12 protein-coding genes are annotated in these 16,375 nt (G+C 45.2%); 5 read left to right on the top strand and 7 right to left on the bottom strand.

Annotation, left to right across the window (positions count from 1 at the left end):
- Positions 1–32: 32 nt before the first annotated feature.
- From P2W83_RS13110 to P2W83_RS13125, 4 genes are all read right to left on the bottom strand, one after another.
- Entirely contained in the window at positions 33–1,040 is a 1,008-nt protein-coding gene (locus P2W83_RS13110) for a hypothetical protein (protein ID WP_276134197.1), read from the bottom strand.
- A gap of 122 nt (positions 1,041–1,162) precedes the next feature.
- Positions 1,163–2,197 (bottom strand): hypothetical protein, encoded by a 1,035-nt coding sequence (locus P2W83_RS13115; protein ID WP_276134198.1) that lies wholly within the window; start codon positions 2,195–2,197, stop codon positions 1,163–1,165.
- A gap of 118 nt (positions 2,198–2,315) precedes the next feature.
- Entirely contained in the window at positions 2,316–2,738 is a 423-nt protein-coding gene (locus P2W83_RS13120) for a response regulator (RefSeq protein ID WP_276134199.1), read from the bottom strand.
- A 7-nt stretch (positions 2,739–2,745) separates the two neighbouring features.
- Positions 2,746–4,215 carry a sensor histidine kinase gene (locus tag P2W83_RS13125; protein WP_276134200.1) on the bottom strand — a complete coding sequence of 490 codons (1,470 nt, stop codon included), beginning with the start codon at positions 4,213–4,215 and terminating at the stop codon, positions 2,746–2,748.
- A gap of 298 nt (positions 4,216–4,513) precedes the next feature.
- On the opposite strand from P2W83_RS13125, the gene P2W83_RS13130 reads away from it, so the two are divergent.
- Genes P2W83_RS13130 through P2W83_RS13150 form a run of 5 tightly spaced genes read left to right on the top strand, consistent with a single transcriptional unit; the run spans position 4,514 to position 12,987 of the window.
- Positions 4,514–5,077: a biliverdin-producing heme oxygenase gene (locus P2W83_RS13130; protein ID WP_276134201.1), complete on the top strand. Its 564-nt coding sequence runs from the start codon at positions 4,514–4,516 to the stop codon at positions 5,075–5,077.
- Between the two features lie 5 nt (positions 5,078–5,082).
- Entirely contained in the window at positions 5,083–6,600 is a 1,518-nt protein-coding gene (locus P2W83_RS13135; RefSeq protein WP_276134202.1) for a GAF domain-containing protein, read from the top strand.
- The gene (locus P2W83_RS13140; RefSeq protein ID WP_276134203.1) at positions 6,597–11,201 is read left to right on the top strand and encodes a chemotaxis protein CheB; all 4,605 of its coding nucleotides are present in this window, start codon (positions 6,597–6,599) and stop codon (positions 11,199–11,201) included. The genes P2W83_RS13135 and P2W83_RS13140 overlap by 4 nt, the downstream gene beginning before the upstream one ends.
- Before the next feature lie 25 nt (positions 11,202–11,226).
- On the top strand, positions 11,227–12,348 hold the full coding sequence (locus P2W83_RS13145) for a glycosyltransferase family 4 protein (RefSeq protein ID WP_276134204.1): 1,122 nt from the start codon (positions 11,227–11,229) through the stop codon (positions 12,346–12,348).
- Positions 12,349–12,375: 27 nt separating this feature from the next.
- A complete protein-coding gene (locus tag P2W83_RS13150) occupies positions 12,376–12,987 on the top strand; it encodes a TrmH family RNA methyltransferase (protein WP_276134205.1) in 612 nt (203 codons plus the stop codon).
- 51 nt (positions 12,988–13,038) lie between these two features.
- Here the strand turns inward: P2W83_RS13150 and P2W83_RS13155 are convergent, their stop codons facing one another.
- The 3 genes from P2W83_RS13155 to P2W83_RS13165 all read right to left on the bottom strand — a co-directional run bounded on the left by P2W83_RS13155 (position 13,039) and on the right by P2W83_RS13165 (position 16,280).
- Positions 13,039–14,022: a hypothetical protein gene (locus P2W83_RS13155; protein WP_276134206.1), complete on the bottom strand. Its 984-nt coding sequence runs from the start codon at positions 14,020–14,022 to the stop codon at positions 13,039–13,041.
- Between the two features lie 101 nt (positions 14,023–14,123).
- Positions 14,124–14,786 (bottom strand): hypothetical protein, encoded by a 663-nt coding sequence (locus P2W83_RS13160; protein ID WP_276134207.1) that lies wholly within the window; start codon positions 14,784–14,786, stop codon positions 14,124–14,126.
- Between the two features lie 114 nt (positions 14,787–14,900).
- Positions 14,901–16,280 (bottom strand): NosD domain-containing protein, encoded by a 1,380-nt coding sequence (locus tag P2W83_RS13165; RefSeq protein WP_276134208.1) that lies wholly within the window; start codon positions 16,278–16,280, stop codon positions 14,901–14,903.
- Positions 16,281–16,375: the final 95 nt, after the last annotated feature.

Raw genomic sequence — 16,375 nt, forward strand, 5'->3', positions numbered from 1 at the left:
TCAGGCCGGCTCGCAATATAGCTTTAATTGGATTAATGGTCTTTGGCGACTTTGATGAATCCCCCGGCCGAACCATCACTTTGCCTCACTGATATAATGTAAATACCCGCAGGTGCATCGTTTTGCAGTGTTAAGTGTTTTTCGGCACCCGAGGCAATAAATGTTTCTGCATGGATAGAACGACCTGCGAGGTCAAGCACATTCAGATCGTACGGTTTGCCGCTTTCGAACGCGCCATTGACATCGAGCATGTTGCCGTTAAAGAATGCATAGAATTCGATGTTTTTAGCGCTGATAGAGGCGATGCCAACTGGATAATCTTCTTTCAAAAGATAGCTTACAGCTACATCAGCACTGCCCGAAACGTCGTTGGAATCGATACGTAATAACGGCGCTTTGTGGGCGTTGTCGTACCAGGCATAGCTCACCAACTGGGTGATAAAAGTCAGATTTCCCGGTATACCAATGCTGTCCTTTTGGTTTGTCTCCATTCGTACTCTGAGCACATTGTTATAAGTGCCATTGGGCAGTACCAGTGTGCCGTAGCCATCCACTTTCATTTGCACTTCGCCCTTGCCGTAGATCGTAAACATGCCGTTTGTAATAGTATGAGCAAAGGAGTCACTGGCTGTGGCGTTATATGTTAATGGCCTTTGCATGGCCAGGGCTGTGTTTGAATAGGATATCATAGCATTATCGCTAGTGGATGATGAGTCTGTTATTCCAACTGTATAAGTTGCCGCGGCAGTTTTATTAAAGAACCTGTAGGTGCTATCAGAGCTTTTTTCTACAAGGTTTGCAGCCGGAAATGGGCTTGATGCAGGATTGGCCAGGTAAGTGAATGTAGTAGTATCTGTGCCTGTCAAAGCTGAAAAGTTCCAGGTTTGATTGGCGCCTGCAGTGCCTGCCGCAATAGCTTGGCAATTCAATGCCTTTATTTTAGTCCCGGCCGTGTAGTCTTCAACCTTATTAAGCGTTGGCTGTGCCATAGCAGACAAAGTGAAAAGAGATGCTGCTGCTGTGTAGATCTGTTTTTTCATATAGATGCGTGTTTCTGTTTGTGTCTTTTGCAGATAAACGCAGCCAGAACTTTATACCCCTATGCCGGAATAAAAAAAAGAGGCAAGCTGCCTTGCCTCTTTTTTGAAAACTATTGCAGAGTTTATTTAATGATCTTAATGGTGCCTGCGCTCAGCATGTTGCCTTTTTCCTGTACGGTTATCAAATACATGGCCGGTGGCAGGTCATGGCCTGTATCAAATTGATTGAGCGGCGAGGTTGGCATAAACTCAGCGTTAAACACAGTTTGACCAGCGAGATTAGTTACCGCTATATTATAGGTCTTGTTTTGAGAAAGGTTGGCTTCGAGTGTCAGCGATGTACCCTTGATGTAGGCATTGAAGCTGATATTGCTTCCATATACGTTGTCTATATTTTGCGGGTAGGTTTCGCTCAGCAAATACGAAGTGCTGTTGCGTGCCATGTTGGGAACGGGTGGAGCAGGGCTGCCATTCACTAACATTGAATCAATGCGCAGCAGCGGAGATTTATGCATGGCATCGAACCACATGTAGGAAACGATGGTAAGATTTACCAATATAGGTCCGGGCGTTGCAATAGAGCTTGTTTGTTTATGTTCAACACGCACCTTTAGCACATCATTGTAGGTGGCCCCTGGTACATATAATATACCATACCCCGTAACGTCAATATTCCTGGTGTTGAAACCTGATGTAGGTAGCGTGTAGCCTGAGAACAGCAAGTTGCCTGCAAAGGTATCGGTGACATTGAGTCCATAGCTTAGTGGGCGCTGCATAGCAAGCGCCGTGTTGCTGTATACGTTGGTAATATTCATCCCGGCAACCGATGAATCTGCATAAGCAACTGTTTGATTGGTGTTGCCGGAAATGTTCATGTAATGAGAGACACTGTCAGAAGTTTTCTCCAGCACGTTGGCTCCAGCATAGGTGCTTCCTGCGGCGAGATAAGAAACATTGAGCGTGTCCATGCCTCCCAGGGCGGTAAGAGAGGTGAAGTTCCATGTAATACCGGCACCATTGGCACCGGGCGCAACAGGCGCGCATTTTTTGTATTTAGCGCTTGTTCCGACTTTGAAATCCTGAACTACTTGTAGAACGGGCTGCGCACTTGCCGCCAATGGCAAGACCAGCAGTAATGAGTAAACATACTGTTTCATACGAGTGGATTTTGATGAGAAAGAACTTTGGTGATTGTATATAAAGTTAGGATATTTTATATGCAATAAAGCCGCAAAGTGATTAAACTTTGCGGCTTAAAAATGGCGAACTGTCTTTTTATGCTTTGGTATTCAGCAGGTCTATCATCAGGTTGAAGGCGTCCATCGACGATGGATTGCTAAGTTTCAATGGTTTAGTGATGTAGCCCGATACGCCTAGCTTCTTGGCGACATCATGGTCGCTTCGCTCGTCCGAGGTGGTGATGATAAAACATTTCAGATGCTTCCACTCCGGTGTTTGCCTTATGACGGTCAGCAGCTCGATGCCATTCATGCGGGGCATATTGATGTCGATCAGTACAAAATCCGGGAGTTTTGGTGGTGTGTCGCTACCCATTTCCTGGAGGAGTTTAATAGCTTCTTCTCCATTCTTTGCGGTATGAAGCTGGTAGTAGATGCCCATCTTATTCAGCGAGCGGTGTATGTCTATTACATCCAATTGGTCATCCTCAACGATCAGTATGTTGACTATTTTATCCATAACAATTTTATTTTGACCACGTAAATGAGAAAACAGAACCTTTACCCGGTTCCGATGCGATCTTTATCGACTCATTCTTTGCGTCCAGTATTTTTTTAACGATAGCAAGCCCCACGCCTGAACTTTCAAAATGTCCGTTGTCATTCAGTGTCTGGAAAATTTGAAAGATCTTATCGTGATACACCCGGGAGATGCCTGGTCCGTCGTCTTCTACAAAGAACTCATATTTGTAACCTCTGTCCTGGTAATAAACCTTTATTGCACCTGTATCCTTATCGTGATACTTGACAGCATTCAATATCAGGTTTGAGAACACCTGGAACAAAGGTATCTTTTCTGTTTGCAATGTAGGCATGCCGGGCTGAATGATGAATCTCAAGCCTTTTTTATGCGCTACGTTCTCAATTACCTCGTTCACAAGTGTATTGACGTTTACCTCTTCGGTCTGTTTTACTTCCTTGCCTACGCGCGCATAAGAGAGAATACCCGCGATAAGTGTTTCTCCGCGAACTATCCGTTCCTTTATCAGGTGCAGGTACTCATTCATCTTCGGTGATAGTTCTTGTTTATGATCCTCTTCTATCCACGATACTACATTATCTATACCGCGTAATGGTCCTTTGAGATCATGCGAAACAATATGCGCAAACTGGTCCAGTTCCTGGTTCTTCCGCTTAAGCGTTGAGATAGTTTCAGATAGCTTACTGGCCATATTGTTGAGCACTTTTGAGAGTGCACTCAATTCGTCTTTACCATCGTCAGGTATGTGTACCAAATAGTTGCCGGCCGAAATATCGTTGGCAAGATTGCTCATGTTGACAATACGAGACGAAATGCGGTGGGCCAGGAACGTTACGATTATAAGGCTAACCAAAACGGATATAACGGTGAGATAAAGTGATATCTGTCCGGTAGTTTGTACAGATCTCGCCAGTTGTTCCTTCCTGTAGTCGCGTGATGCGTATTCGTAGTTGCTGAACTCTTTGAATTTTGCAGTAAGCTTGGCCTGTATCTCTTTCTCCTGGCCTGTGACGAGCTTTTCCCGGTACATCTTCTGGAAGGCGTGCAGGTTGGTATCGTTGATGATCGATAACATCTTTGCCTGTCGCAGCGGCGCGGCATAGTTGTCCATCCAGATGTTGTTCAAGGCTATGATCTCGTTGAGCCTGTGCTTTTGCGAGCTATCAGGCACCATGACGAATAGTTCTTTCAGAATGGTCTCATTCTCAATGGCGGCCGAGTCATACGTCTGGATGAAATACTTCTCGCCCGTAAGCAGGTATCCCCTGAGACCACTCACCATGTTCAGGATATTCCTTTGGAAACGGGTCGTATTCCTCATCGTTTGTCCCGAAACCGAAATGTATTCCGCGTTTTCCTTAACCGCGCTAGCCTGCCTGTAGTTGATGTAGGTAGTAATAGAGAACAACAACAGGATAAACAGGAAGCTAATAAATATCAGGCGAGATATCTTCATGCAGGCGAAGCGAGAATGTGGCTATAAACTTAATATTAATGCGCGGCAAAGTTGAGGCAAACTATTTTGCAGGCAACTTAAATTGTAATTAAATGTCGCGGTTTAAATGGTCTTTTGCCTCAAGTTATTGATAATCAATTGTAAAAACGTGTTGTGTCCTTTTTGTGTGGTCAATTACTGCAGTTTTTTTTCTTTCGCATCACTATCAACAAGTTATTTATATCAATCAAGTAAATCATTAGGTATATAGCAACAGTCTTGCATTTGGCGTCTATCTTGACACGTTAAACCCGGTACGATGTTACTTGATAAACTTAAGGCCTATACATCTGGTTCGCACCAGGAATTAGAGAAGTTGATCATCCCCCGAATAAAACAAGCAACAGACAAAGATGCGTATAGAAACGTGCTGCAATTGTTTTATGGATACTTCAAACCGCTCGAAGAGCTGGTAAGCAAGCACGTTGATCATACGTTACTTCCTGACTATGAGGAAAGAAGAAAAACGTCTGCATTGCTGTCGGATATTCACTATCTTTGCGGTTCGCAAAACGCATTGAAGTTATGCGATGATCTTCCGCTTATAGGCAATTCCCGCCAGGCCATTGGTGCACTGTACGTAATGGAAGGATCAACACTCGGTGGCAAAATTATCAAAGGCATACTAATGAAAAACCTCGATGCTGACGGCAGCAAAGGTTTTGATTTCTTTGGTGGATACGGTGATGACACTGAGAAAAAATGGAGTGCATTTAAGCAAATAATAAACGACCGGTTCAGTGATGCGGAAACGCACCACGAGATATTGGCAGCTGCTGATAACACGTTCAAAAAATTCAGGAGCTGGGCTGAGATAAACTAAAACCGATGCAAAAAAACTTCGACTCTACATTCTGCGGCAGCTTGCCTCTCAATTTCATTAACCAAGTGCAGCCGTATGGTGTGCTGATCGTTTTGCAAAGGAGTACACTCCATGTAGTGCAGCTAAGCCAGAATGTAGAAGAAATGCTGGGTCTAAAGGTGGACGATATTTTGGAGCAGCCCTTTTCTGAATTTATTACGGATGAACAATGCAGTAAGCTGCAACAATTGCTTGCAGCCGCTACTAATGAGAAGCTGCCACTGACATTTAGCTTTAATAATACCGGAGACTTTCTGGGCATTATACACGCTAAAGACGATGTGATTGTTATTGAGCTGGAGAAGATCGGTGACAATAGTAGTTCCAGCTTCCTCTCCATCTACCAGCGTTTGAAACACGCAATGGCTGCGATCAACGATTCGGATACAATTGAAGCGGTTTGTAAAACCACAGTCGAAGAGTTCAAGAAAGTATCGGGTTTCGATAAGGTGATGATCTACCGGTTTGATGAACAATGGAACGGCACTGTAGTCGCCGAAGTAAAGGAAGAGGGAATGGATGCCTATATGGGGTTACGCTTCCCGGCTTCAGATATTCCTAAGCAGGCAAGGGAACTTTATTACAGGAATGTCTATCGGCAGATACCCAACAGGGATTTTACACCCGTAAAGCTGGTACCGGTGATCAACCCCGTTACAGAAGCGTTCACCGACCTGGCCGATTGTAATCTTCGGAGCGTTGCGGCAGTGCACCTTGAGTACTTGAAAAATATGGGCGTTGTCGCTTCAATGTCTATCCGCATCGTCAAAGACAACCAGCTTTGGGGGCTGATCTCCTGCCACCATAAGACCCCAAAATTCCTCAATTACGAAGTGTGTTCGGTATTTGAATTGCTATCGGGCGTAGTATCGCAGAAGATATCGATGCTGGAAAATGAGGACGAACTCAATTACACGAATTACCTGAAGGGAGTTCAGACACGACTGGTAGAGCAGATATATAACCAGGATGACTATGTAAAAGGCTTGTTGAATGGAGATAGCACAATAGCTGATCTGTTGCAAACTGAGAATGTGGCCATTATTGATGGTAAAAGTTTAACTACAAAAGGAACAGTTCCATCCAAACAATCACTCGATGAGCTCGTAATGTGGCTGCAGGGCTTAGATATTAACAATGTATTCCATGCAACGAATCTTTCAGAAGTATATGATGCTGGTTCTCAAATAACTGGGATAGCCAGTGGCATGATTGTTTTGCCCATCAATCCCAACAGGGGAACTTATATACTGGGTTTCAAGCCAGAAGTGATACAGGTAGTTGATTGGGGAGGTAATCCGAATGAGGCCATTCAGTTTGAGCCAGACCGGAAAAACTACCATCCGCGAAATTCGTTTGGCATCTGGCAGGAAACGGTAAAGAACACAAGTCTGCCCTGGAGCAAAGAAGAAATTGCCGTTGCAGAGAGTTTTAGAAATGTTCTGGTTGAATTTTCGCTAAGGAAACTGTCTGCATTATCGTGAAAGTTAATCGCGTGAAAAAGGAAATAACTGAGACACAAGATAACAGCGTTGTAAACGGAGAGAGTGAAAGCCTGCAAAAACAGGATCATTTCATTGTAGCCATCGGTGCTTCTGCCGGAGGGTTAGAAGCTATTCACGATTTTTTCGATAATGCCAGGCCCGGTGCCAATGTTTCCTACATTATCATTCAACATTTATCGCCCGATTATAAGAGCTTACTGGTAGAACTGGTATCCAAGCATACACGCATGCAGGTGTTTGAGGCAAAGGATAATGTGCCTGTTGAGAAGAACTGCATCTATGTGATACCGCCGAAAAAGACCATGAGCATTGCCGCTGGTCGGCTGCAGCTCACTGAAAAAAGTAGCGACGACAAAGGGCCCAACACTGCAATTGATACTTTTCTTTACAGCCTTGCAGAAGACTGCGGAGAGAATGCTGTGGCCGTGATTCTTTCAGGTACGGGTACCGATGGTACTAAGGGGATTGCCGCAATCAAAGAAGCAGGAGGCCTTGTCGTTGTTCAGGAACCTGAGACTGCGAAATTCGACGGCATGCCAAGGAGCGCAATAGCGTCCGAACTGGCTGACTTTGTTCTGGCTCCCGGCCAGATGCCGTTGGAAATCAATAACCACGCACAGGAAGTACCACCAAATATTTTTGCAAAGGGCCAGGTAGACCTGGACCTGCTGGAACAGGTTTTCAAACTGGTGGTGAAGCAAACCGGTTGTGATTTTCACAACTATAAACTGCCTACAATACTGCGCCGTGTATCCAGGCGCATGGCACATCACGGTTATAAGAACATCAACGAGTATATAAATTACCTGGGGCAAAACCCTGAAGAATGTAAAACGCTTTGCAAGGATTTCCTGATAGGCGTTACACGGTTTTTCAGAGATGCTGCTGCTTTTGATGTACTGGATGAAAAGGTTATTCCACAGATCATAGCTGAGAAGGAAGACGGAGATACGGTCAAGGTATGGATAGCTGCGTGCAGTACTGGCGAAGAGGCTTATTCCATAGCCATGCTGGTGAATGAACACCTGCTTAGAAGCAAAAAATACCTGACACCTAAGTTCTTTGCAACAGATATCGATGGTAATGCGATCAATATTGCTTCAAAAGGAGAGTATCCCGCATCTATAGCGAAAGATGTACCACGTGATCTGCTGGATAAATACTTTATCAAGCACTCAAGGAAATACCAGATAGTTCCTGAGCTGCGCAAACAGATCGTATTTGCAAAGCACAACATTATTAAAGATCCCCCCTTCATAAAGAACGACCTGGCCAGTTGCCGGAACATGTTGATATACATGAACCCGGTACTGCAAAAGAAGATAATCTCAACACTCAACTTTTCGCTCAATCCCGATGGCTATTTGTTTCTCGGCTCCAGCGAAACGGTATCGATGTCTAATGAGAACCTGGCAGAGATTGACCGCAAATGGAAAGTCTATAAAAAAGCCGGCGTAAGGACTCAAAGAGTGAGCGACGGTGCTGCTACCACTGGTCATGGAGGCAACCATTTTTCATTACAGAAAGCTGCGTTTCGGAAAGATGGTCTTAGTGCTGACGGGCACACGGCGCGGTCGGCGCAAAAAGGACTGACAGACGACCTTAAAGAGATCATCACCGACGATCTCGGATATATCGCGCTGTACATTGACAAGAACTACGAGGTTAAAGAAGCTGTAGGGGATTTTAAGAAATATCTTTCGCTGCCCGAGCAGACCTTAAACCTTAACCTGTTGCGTATGGTGCCGCAGGATCTTTCTACGACACTAGGGATGGCTATCCGGAAGGCGTGGAAAGAAAATAAAAAGGTGAGCATCAGGAAGGCGCTCGTAAAGAGTGACAATAAGGTGCGCTCTGTTAGCATCATTATACGGCCTTCGCAGGTCGAATCATTTCCGTACACACTAGTGATACTGGGAGAAAATGAAGACGATGCGGTCAAAATAAAGCCCGGTATCGATGTGTCTGAATTGGATAAGGTGCAGCAGGATTATATCGCGGAGTTGAAATCGGAGCTGAAAGATACCAAACAACACTTGCAGGCAGCGATTGAAGAACTGGAAACTACTAACGAAGAACTGCAGTCGAGCAACGAGGAGTTGTTATCGTCGAACGAAGAACTGCAAAGTTCTAACGAGGAGTTGCAGTCGCTGAACGAAGAGCTGCACACGCTCAATACCGAACATCAGCTGAAGATAAACGAGCTGATAGAGCTGAATGACGATCTGAACAATTACTTCCGCAGTACGGACATAGGGCAGATATTTCTTGACAAACAACTGCGGATACGGAAGTTTAATCCCGCAGTTGTTAAGCTGATCAATGTTCTGGACCTCGATATCGGAAGGCCTTTTAGTAATATCTCTACCAATATTCACGATAGTGACCTGTCGGCCGACATACAGTCGGTAATGAAAAACAATACTGTTTTGGAGCGCGAGTTGTTGCTGAAGAATGGTAAATACAGCCTGATGCGTATATACCCATACGTGCGCCAGAACAAGACGAGCGATGGTGTCATACTGACATTTGTTGATATTACTTCGATAAGAGAGCTCAATAATATCCTGAACAGCGTATTCAATGCCAGTCAGAATGGTATTATGGCTTTCAGGGCGGTGCGCGACGAAGAAGGACAGATATCAGACTTCGTGTGGATCGCTGTAAACGATTCAACAGAGAAGTTATTTAAGAAAAAAAGCAGCGACCTTATTGGCCGCACGCTGAGAGAAACGATACCCGATGTAGCTAAGAACGGATTGCAGGCCCGATGCGCCACCGTTGTGGGTAACAACCAGCCGATGTACTTCGAATACTTTCACAAAAACGGCACCGGTGCTCAGTGGTTTGATGCTGTGATCGTGAAAATGATGGACGGCGTTGTTGTGACATTCAATGATGTTACCAGCAAGAAGGATGCAGAAGATAAGATCAAGGCAAACTACAATGAGCTGATCAAGGCAAAAGAAGACCTGAAAAAGCTCAACATGTCGCTCGAAAAGAAAGTGGCCGAGAGGACCAAAGAACTTTCGGCAAGCGAAGAGCGTTTCAGGCTGGTGTCAAAAGCCACGAACGATGCGATCATTGATTGGGACCTGATCAACAATCAGGTGTGGCTAAGCGACAGCTTTTACGGTATGTTTGGCTACACGGCCGAAAAGAAGGATGTAAAACGCAGCTACTGGGTCAATAAGATACACCCCGACGACCGCCAGCGAGTGATAAAGGGCATCGACCATGTTATCAACACGAACGGCAAGCAGTGGAGCGATGAGTACCGTTTCCAGACTGCCAATGGTGAATATTCTTACATTCTCGACAGGGGCTATGTTTTGCAGGATGAGTATGGTACGCCATACCGCATGCTGCACTCGATGATGGATGTAACAAGCCTGAAAAAAGCGCAGGAAGAAGTGCTGGAGAATATTAACCAGCGAAAATTCCTTGCCGAGGCCATGCCGCTCATAGTTTGGACTGCGGGTCCTACGGGCAAGATATCGTTCCTCAATCAGCATTTTAGCACCTATACTGGGCTGCCCGTGCAGGCTGGAAGAGAGTGGGGCTGGATGGACTTTGTGCACGGCAACCATCTTAAGAACTTAAAGACTACCTGGAAGAATGCGATCAGGGAAGGTGCTAGTGGGTTTGAACTGGAGATAAAGATAAAAGACGCCGATGGCCAGTATTGCTGGCACCTGCTTAGGGCACAGGCCATGCGCAACGCCGACGGCTCGCTCAAGATGTGGGTGGGTACTACCACCGACATCAATGAACAAAAGATGGCGACGGAGATATTGGAGCAGAAGGTGGAGGAGCGCACTAAGGAATTGCGCAGGATCAACGACGCACTAGAGCTGAGCAACCACGACCTGCAGCAGTTTGCATCCGTAGCTTCACACGATCTTAAAGAGCCACTCAGGAAGATCCATATTTTCAGCAATATGCTGAAGGATAGATACAGCGAAACACTCGACGGGGGGAATGACTATGTTGACAGGATCATCAGTTCATCGGCCCGGATGACGAGGCTGATCAACGACCTGCTTGCTTTTTCGCGCTTGTCAGTTAACTCGCTATTCCAGAAAGTAGACCTGAATGTTATTGTGAACGAGATACTGCAGGACCTGGAGTTGGCCATACAGGAAAAGAGTGCAGAAATAAAGGTGAGCAAGCTGCCGATAATAGATGCCGTGCCCGGCCAGATGCGCCAGTTGTTCCAGAATATTATCAGCAACGCGCTTAAGTTTAACAAGCCTGGCGTTACTCCTGTCATCACTATTCAATACTCCGCCGTGAGCGAATTGTCTTCGGGCGAGGTGCTGAAGCCGGGGGAATATGGCCGGATAACGATTACCGACAACGGTATAGGTTTCGATCAACAGTATGCCGATAAGATCTTCACCATCTTCCAGCGCCTGCACACCAAAACCGAATTTGAAGGTACCGGTATAGGCCTGGCCATTTGCAAAAAGATAGTTGAAAAGCACAAAGGGCATATAAACGCTACCAGCAAGATAGACCAAGGTACGCAGTTCAATATTTTGCTGCCCATAAAACAAGACGATAGCATGTCTTCCTGATTCGACTTATTTTAGCACCATCTGTATGCTAAAATTCGCCGACGTCAGCTATTTCCAGCACAAAGCATTCGACAACCTGTCGGCGGTATTGAAGACCATCGACCTTTCGCTCGTGTATCTCAATAGCCTGAAGCAACATGCAGATATACAGGTAATACAACACGGAATTCCTAAAGAAGAGATCAACAGGCATGGCGTAAAGTTTACCGGCTTCCCCGGCGGTAGCAGTTTCTTTCACATTCCTGTAAAGGCCCACAAACAGTTAAAGCAATTTAATCCTGATGTTGTTTTAGTACAGGGATTGATATTTCCAGTGCAAACATGGTTACTGCGACGAGCACTTGGTCCGCAGGTTGTTATACTCGTTCAGCACCATGGTGAGTCTCCTTTCGTCAGCAACCTGAAATGGTTTTTTCAAAGGCTGGCTGATAAAGCAATAGATGGATACCTGTTCACAGCGAAAGGCAATGCGGAACAATGGGTGCGTGCCGGCGTTATTTCAAACATCAGCAAGGTGTACGAAGTATTGGAGTGTTCGACGCAACTAAGGCCTCGGGACAAAGAAGAAAGTAAGAAGAAGCTCGACATGAGTGGCCAGTTCAATTTTTTATCAGTTGGCAGGTTGAATGCCGGCAAAGACCCGTTGACTGTGCTGGAAGGCTTTGAGCAATTCCTGTCGCAGCAACCGGGGGCGAAGCTGTATATGATCTACCAAACCGAAGAATTGCTTGGACAGATCAAAGAAAGGCTTGCTGCCAGTAAAACACTGAAGGACGCAGTTCGCTTGATCGGCAAAGTGCCTCATTCAGAATTGGCTACCTGGTATTCGGCCGCTGACTTCTTCATTTCCGGCAGCCACCACGAAGGCTCCGGGTATGCTTTGATTGAAGCAATGGCTTGTGGCTGCATCCCCGTTGTTACCAGGATACCGTCGTTTGGTGCCATAACAGGTTACGGAAAGTATGCCTTTAACTTTGAAGCCGGCAATGCAGCCGGGCTGGCTAAGACTCTTTCGTCATTGCAAACCGTGAACAAGCAGGAACTGTCGCAGAAACTAATGCAGCATTTCAACTCTGAACTATCGTTCAACAAAATAGCCGATGACATACTTAAGATCGCTACAGAATTGCGAAGGACTAAGGGATAGTACCACGTCTTTTATATTTTTGTGTTGATGACACCAGAACGCGAGAACAGGATCACCAGCGTGATCAACAACAGGCAGCCCGACCTGACAGTTGTTTTAGAGAACATAGAGGACCGTCATAACATATCGGCCATCATGCGCACCTGCGATGCGGTAGGTGTACAGGAATTGTACGTGCTGAATACCATCATCGGCCCTCATACAGAATTTGGCCCGCGAAGCTCGGCCAGCGCTGCAGACTGGATAACCGTACACCAGTTTGATAATGTGGAAGCCTGCGTTGAAGCGCTGCGCAAGAAATACAAAAAGATATTCGCCACCCATCTGGGTGAGCAAGCGCATAGCTTATATGAACTGGACCTGGCAGAACCGGTTGCGCTGGTGTTTGGCAACGAACGCAAGGGCGTTTCAGCAGAATGCCTGAAGCACTGCGATGGAAACTTCATCATCCCGCAGGTGGGTATGATCAGATCGCTGAACGTGTCTGTGGCCTGCGCCGTTAGCCTGTACGAGGCCTACCGCCAGCGCCAGGTAAAAGGTTTATACGACGGCACCTGCAGACTGCCGGAGGGGCAGCAACAGGCACTGACAAAAAGCTGGGGGTACTGGAAGAAGAGGATAAAAGAAGGAAAAGTTTAGTAATGATAATTGCGGTGTCTGGTGGAAACACTTGACACCACAATTAAAACTCTATATCTCGGTTGGAATGCCGACCTCACTTCTCCGTTTAATAATATCGAGGATATTTTCCTGGATGTCTCTCATGATCAATTTACTCCAAAGCCCGCTATAAAAATTAAAGCTGGTCGATAACTTGAATCGCGAGGTTAAATGCAACCTGACATTTCTTTCACTTAGTTTTTCTATTTCATATTTCCCCTCCAGCACGTCAAAATATTTTCCGCCAACCATAACATGTTGGTCCAACGCTTTTGGTGGAATTGACTTTGGGTCAGCCTTGATGTCAAATGCCAGTATTTTTAAAGGGGACATTTGCGTAACTGTTTCGGTAAAAAACAATCCTCTTGCAAATATGGCTTTTCTAATTCCGCCAACAGCAATAGTATCGAGTTCTGCTTCAATAGGTCGTGGAAAGCCCATAAACTGAAACAGGGAGGGATTGTTCTCGTTTTCCCCAATCTCTTTTACCCTCGTAATATTCTCCCAAACCGCCTTATCTGTCGCATCGATCACGATGCTGGAATGTTCAAAAAAGATTTTTTCAGTAAGTCCAAGTTGACTTTCTATCGGAGCTATGAGAAATGGAAGGAGCACAAACAATGACACATAGAGCTTGTCGTGTCGTCTTTTAAATATCAATACCCCGATAAGGCCCCCCAAAAGCGCCATAATGAGAAAGATGGGTAAAGCCATTAGCGCGCAGATCATACCTTCCTGTCCGGTAAAAACGGAAATTCCAACAAGACCAATGATGGAAAAAAGAGGCATGCTTATCCTGATGATCTTCAATGGGTTTTTGATCTCATCATGGTAATAGGCTGTGATGAGGCCTACAACAAAGGGAACAATAAACATGAACGACAAAGTCATTAAGCCATTTGTGCGAAGCAGCGGTGTATCGCTATTTAGATCTTCGATTGCAAAAATTGCTCTCGCTGTCAGGCCGTAGAGGATTCCCAAAAATAGTCCTCGCCAATTTTTTAGACTTTTCATTCGCAGGTTTATATTGAATATTATGCCCTTCAAATATAGAAGTGCGCGGCTGGCCCTGCAAGTTTATAGTGAAACTGCGGCTTAATATTCTTTAACTGTCCTTATTCTTTTCCAATTGCGATGTTGATCTCGTGCTTGTATTTAGGCGTGGTTATGTTGATCTTTTTTTCTTGTCTGTGCTCTAAAGTGATCTTAAGCCCTTTTTCAAAAAAAGTCTCATTCTCACGTTTGTAGACTTTTTGTTCTGTTTCACATTCTTCATATTCTTTTGTAACGATCATTTTACCTGTCGATAAGTTGAAATCTACCTCTCTCCAGTGTTCGCATGGCTTGCCGTCATAACTTGTATATCCTACCAAATAAAACTCGCCATTCTGAAAACGATATTTGTCGGTAAATCCCCATTTCCAACTGCTTCCGCCGTTTTGGCTAATGAGTAAAAGCCCATTCTTAATTTCCATATCCTCAAAGGGGTCTCCCGACATGCCACCATCCAGGCTACCATACAGAGCTTCCAGCGACTTTTTCCATTCAACCCATTTGTTGTTTCTGAGTTTGTAGATGATCAGTTCTCTTGGCACAGGTTCTAGGTCACTATTAGGTCCCATGTTATACGCGACAACTAACTCTCTGATCGAGTCATTGTCCAGGTCGCCGGCAACCGTGTCAACAATTGAGTAATTGTCTGCAATTGGAATTTCTTGTCCTTTTGCCAACTGAGTGCATGCTAAAAGGAACGTCAATATGCAGATGGCCTTGTTCATATCGTGCAAACTCTTGATTAACTGTGATGTCAGGTGGAAACACCTGACACCACAGTTAATAAAAGCCTCGCAATTGCGAGGCTTTTTGTTGATCGTTATCGATAAAGTTGAATACTATTCCACTATAAGCTGCTTTGTTACTACAGTTTGATCAAGTCGCAGCTTCAGTATGTAGGTCCCTTTTGCCTGGTTGAGTGTGATCTGCGATTTAGGAGCCGTGATCGAAGCCTTATAACATTCTCTGCCCATCATATCGTACACCTGCACAGCTGCCTTTTTGAAATTACTGTTATCTATCTGCAATGTGAACGTACCGTTATTTGGGCTGGGATATATTTGGATACCGGCAACCATAGGGGTAGCGGGTATTCCTTGTGGGGGCGGACTCACTGCCATACAACCGTCAGACGCGGTAAGAAATGGCGTGTAGCCGATCTTTCCCGAAGAGAGATTGTCGTAGAAATCTTCAATTGTTGAATCTATACCCTGGGTGCTTGCGGTACCCCACCAATTATTTTTTACCTGGAAATCAATTGGACTGCTCTCCTTATAATTGAAAGATACATTGTTGGTGAAGCAATTGCTGTCGATCACTATGCCTGAGGGGTTGGGAAAGTTAAAGGCGTTTTGACTGTGCTCAATACCTATGTTGTTATATGCCAGGGTATTGTTGGTAATAGAGCCGGTATCGAGGTTGTTTATAACAAGCGCTCTATCGTTATAGATAAAAAGATTGCCTGAAATTGGTGAGCTCAAACTCAGTGCAACAATATATACTCCCGCACCTGTGTTTCCTTTGAAGGTATTTCCCGTCATGCCCGGTATTGTGCCGCCCTGTAAATTGACACCACCAGCATTGTAATTAAAGCTATTATTGGCTATGAGCGCTTGGGCCAGGCCGCCTTGCGAGGAATAACCAACATTGTTATAGGATAGTTCATTTTCGGTAAATACAGTGGGCACATTAGAGGTCATGCCATTTATTACTCCGTTTTCATTTTGGGTTAGCAGGCACTTGCTGATTGTTGCATGGTAGTTGACCGGAGGTGATGGCCACAAATTAATGGCGGTGGTATTGTTCCTGAATACAGAATTATAGACGTAAAGATTGGTGCCTTCATTCATGATGGCATTGTAACCGCGTTCAAACCGGCAATACTTTATGCTGCTCGTGTCATTTTTGCCTTTTATCCTGAATTTAATACCTGCCCATGCATATTTAGTCTGGTTCGCAGTGTTGTTGGGCAGAAACAGGATACTGTCTGTAACGGTGCCTTCGGCTATCAGGCGTCCATCAACATAAAAAAGGCAGGCGCTGTCTACGCGCACCGTCACGCCGGGTTCTATGGTAAGCGTAACTGTTGAATCAACAGCCAGGCTGCCGTTTACAATGTAGGGACTGTTAGCTTTCGTCCATGTTGTGTTGGTTGCGATCAGGCCGCTGACATAGGTAGCAGCATCAGCAGTGAAGGTGCTCCAACATAGAAGCAGCATGATAATTCTTTTGATCGTGTCGCTTTTGCAACACCTGGAGATTTTAGTCATAGTAGGGATTTTGTCATTAAGATAAATAAATATACTTGATCCCG

The sequence above is a fragment of the Polluticoccus soli genome (assembly GCF_029269745.1).
Taxonomy (GTDB): Bacteria; Bacteroidota; Bacteroidia; order Chitinophagales; family Chitinophagaceae; genus Polluticoccus; species Polluticoccus soli.

Coding starts and splice junctions, on each gene's coding strand:
- P2W83_RS13110 (WP_276134197.1), bottom strand. CDS start 1,040: ATGAAAAAACAGATCTACACAGCAGCAGCATCTCTTTTCACTTTGTCT.
- P2W83_RS13115 (WP_276134198.1), bottom strand. CDS start 2,197: ATGAAACAGTATGTTTACTCATTACTGCTGGTCTTGCCATTGGCGGCA.
- P2W83_RS13120 (WP_276134199.1), bottom strand. CDS start 2,738: ATGGATAAAATAGTCAACATACTGATCGTTGAGGATGACCAATTGGAT.
- P2W83_RS13125 (WP_276134200.1), bottom strand. CDS start 4,215: ATGAAGATATCTCGCCTGATATTTATTAGCTTCCTGTTTATCCTGTTG.
- P2W83_RS13130 (WP_276134201.1), top strand. CDS start 4,514: ATGTTACTTGATAAACTTAAGGCCTATACATCTGGTTCGCACCAGGAA.
- P2W83_RS13135 (WP_276134202.1), top strand. CDS start 5,083: ATGCAAAAAAACTTCGACTCTACATTCTGCGGCAGCTTGCCTCTCAAT.
- P2W83_RS13145 (WP_276134204.1), top strand. CDS start 11,227: ATGCTAAAATTCGCCGACGTCAGCTATTTCCAGCACAAAGCATTCGAC.
- P2W83_RS13150 (WP_276134205.1), top strand. CDS start 12,376: ATGACACCAGAACGCGAGAACAGGATCACCAGCGTGATCAACAACAGG.
- P2W83_RS13155 (WP_276134206.1), bottom strand. CDS start 14,022: ATGAAAAGTCTAAAAAATTGGCGAGGACTATTTTTGGGAATCCTCTAC.
- P2W83_RS13160 (WP_276134207.1), bottom strand. CDS start 14,786: ATGAACAAGGCCATCTGCATATTGACGTTCCTTTTAGCATGCACTCAG.
- P2W83_RS13165 (WP_276134208.1), bottom strand. CDS start 16,280: ATGCTGCTTCTATGTTGGAGCACCTTCACTGCTGATGCTGCTACCTAT.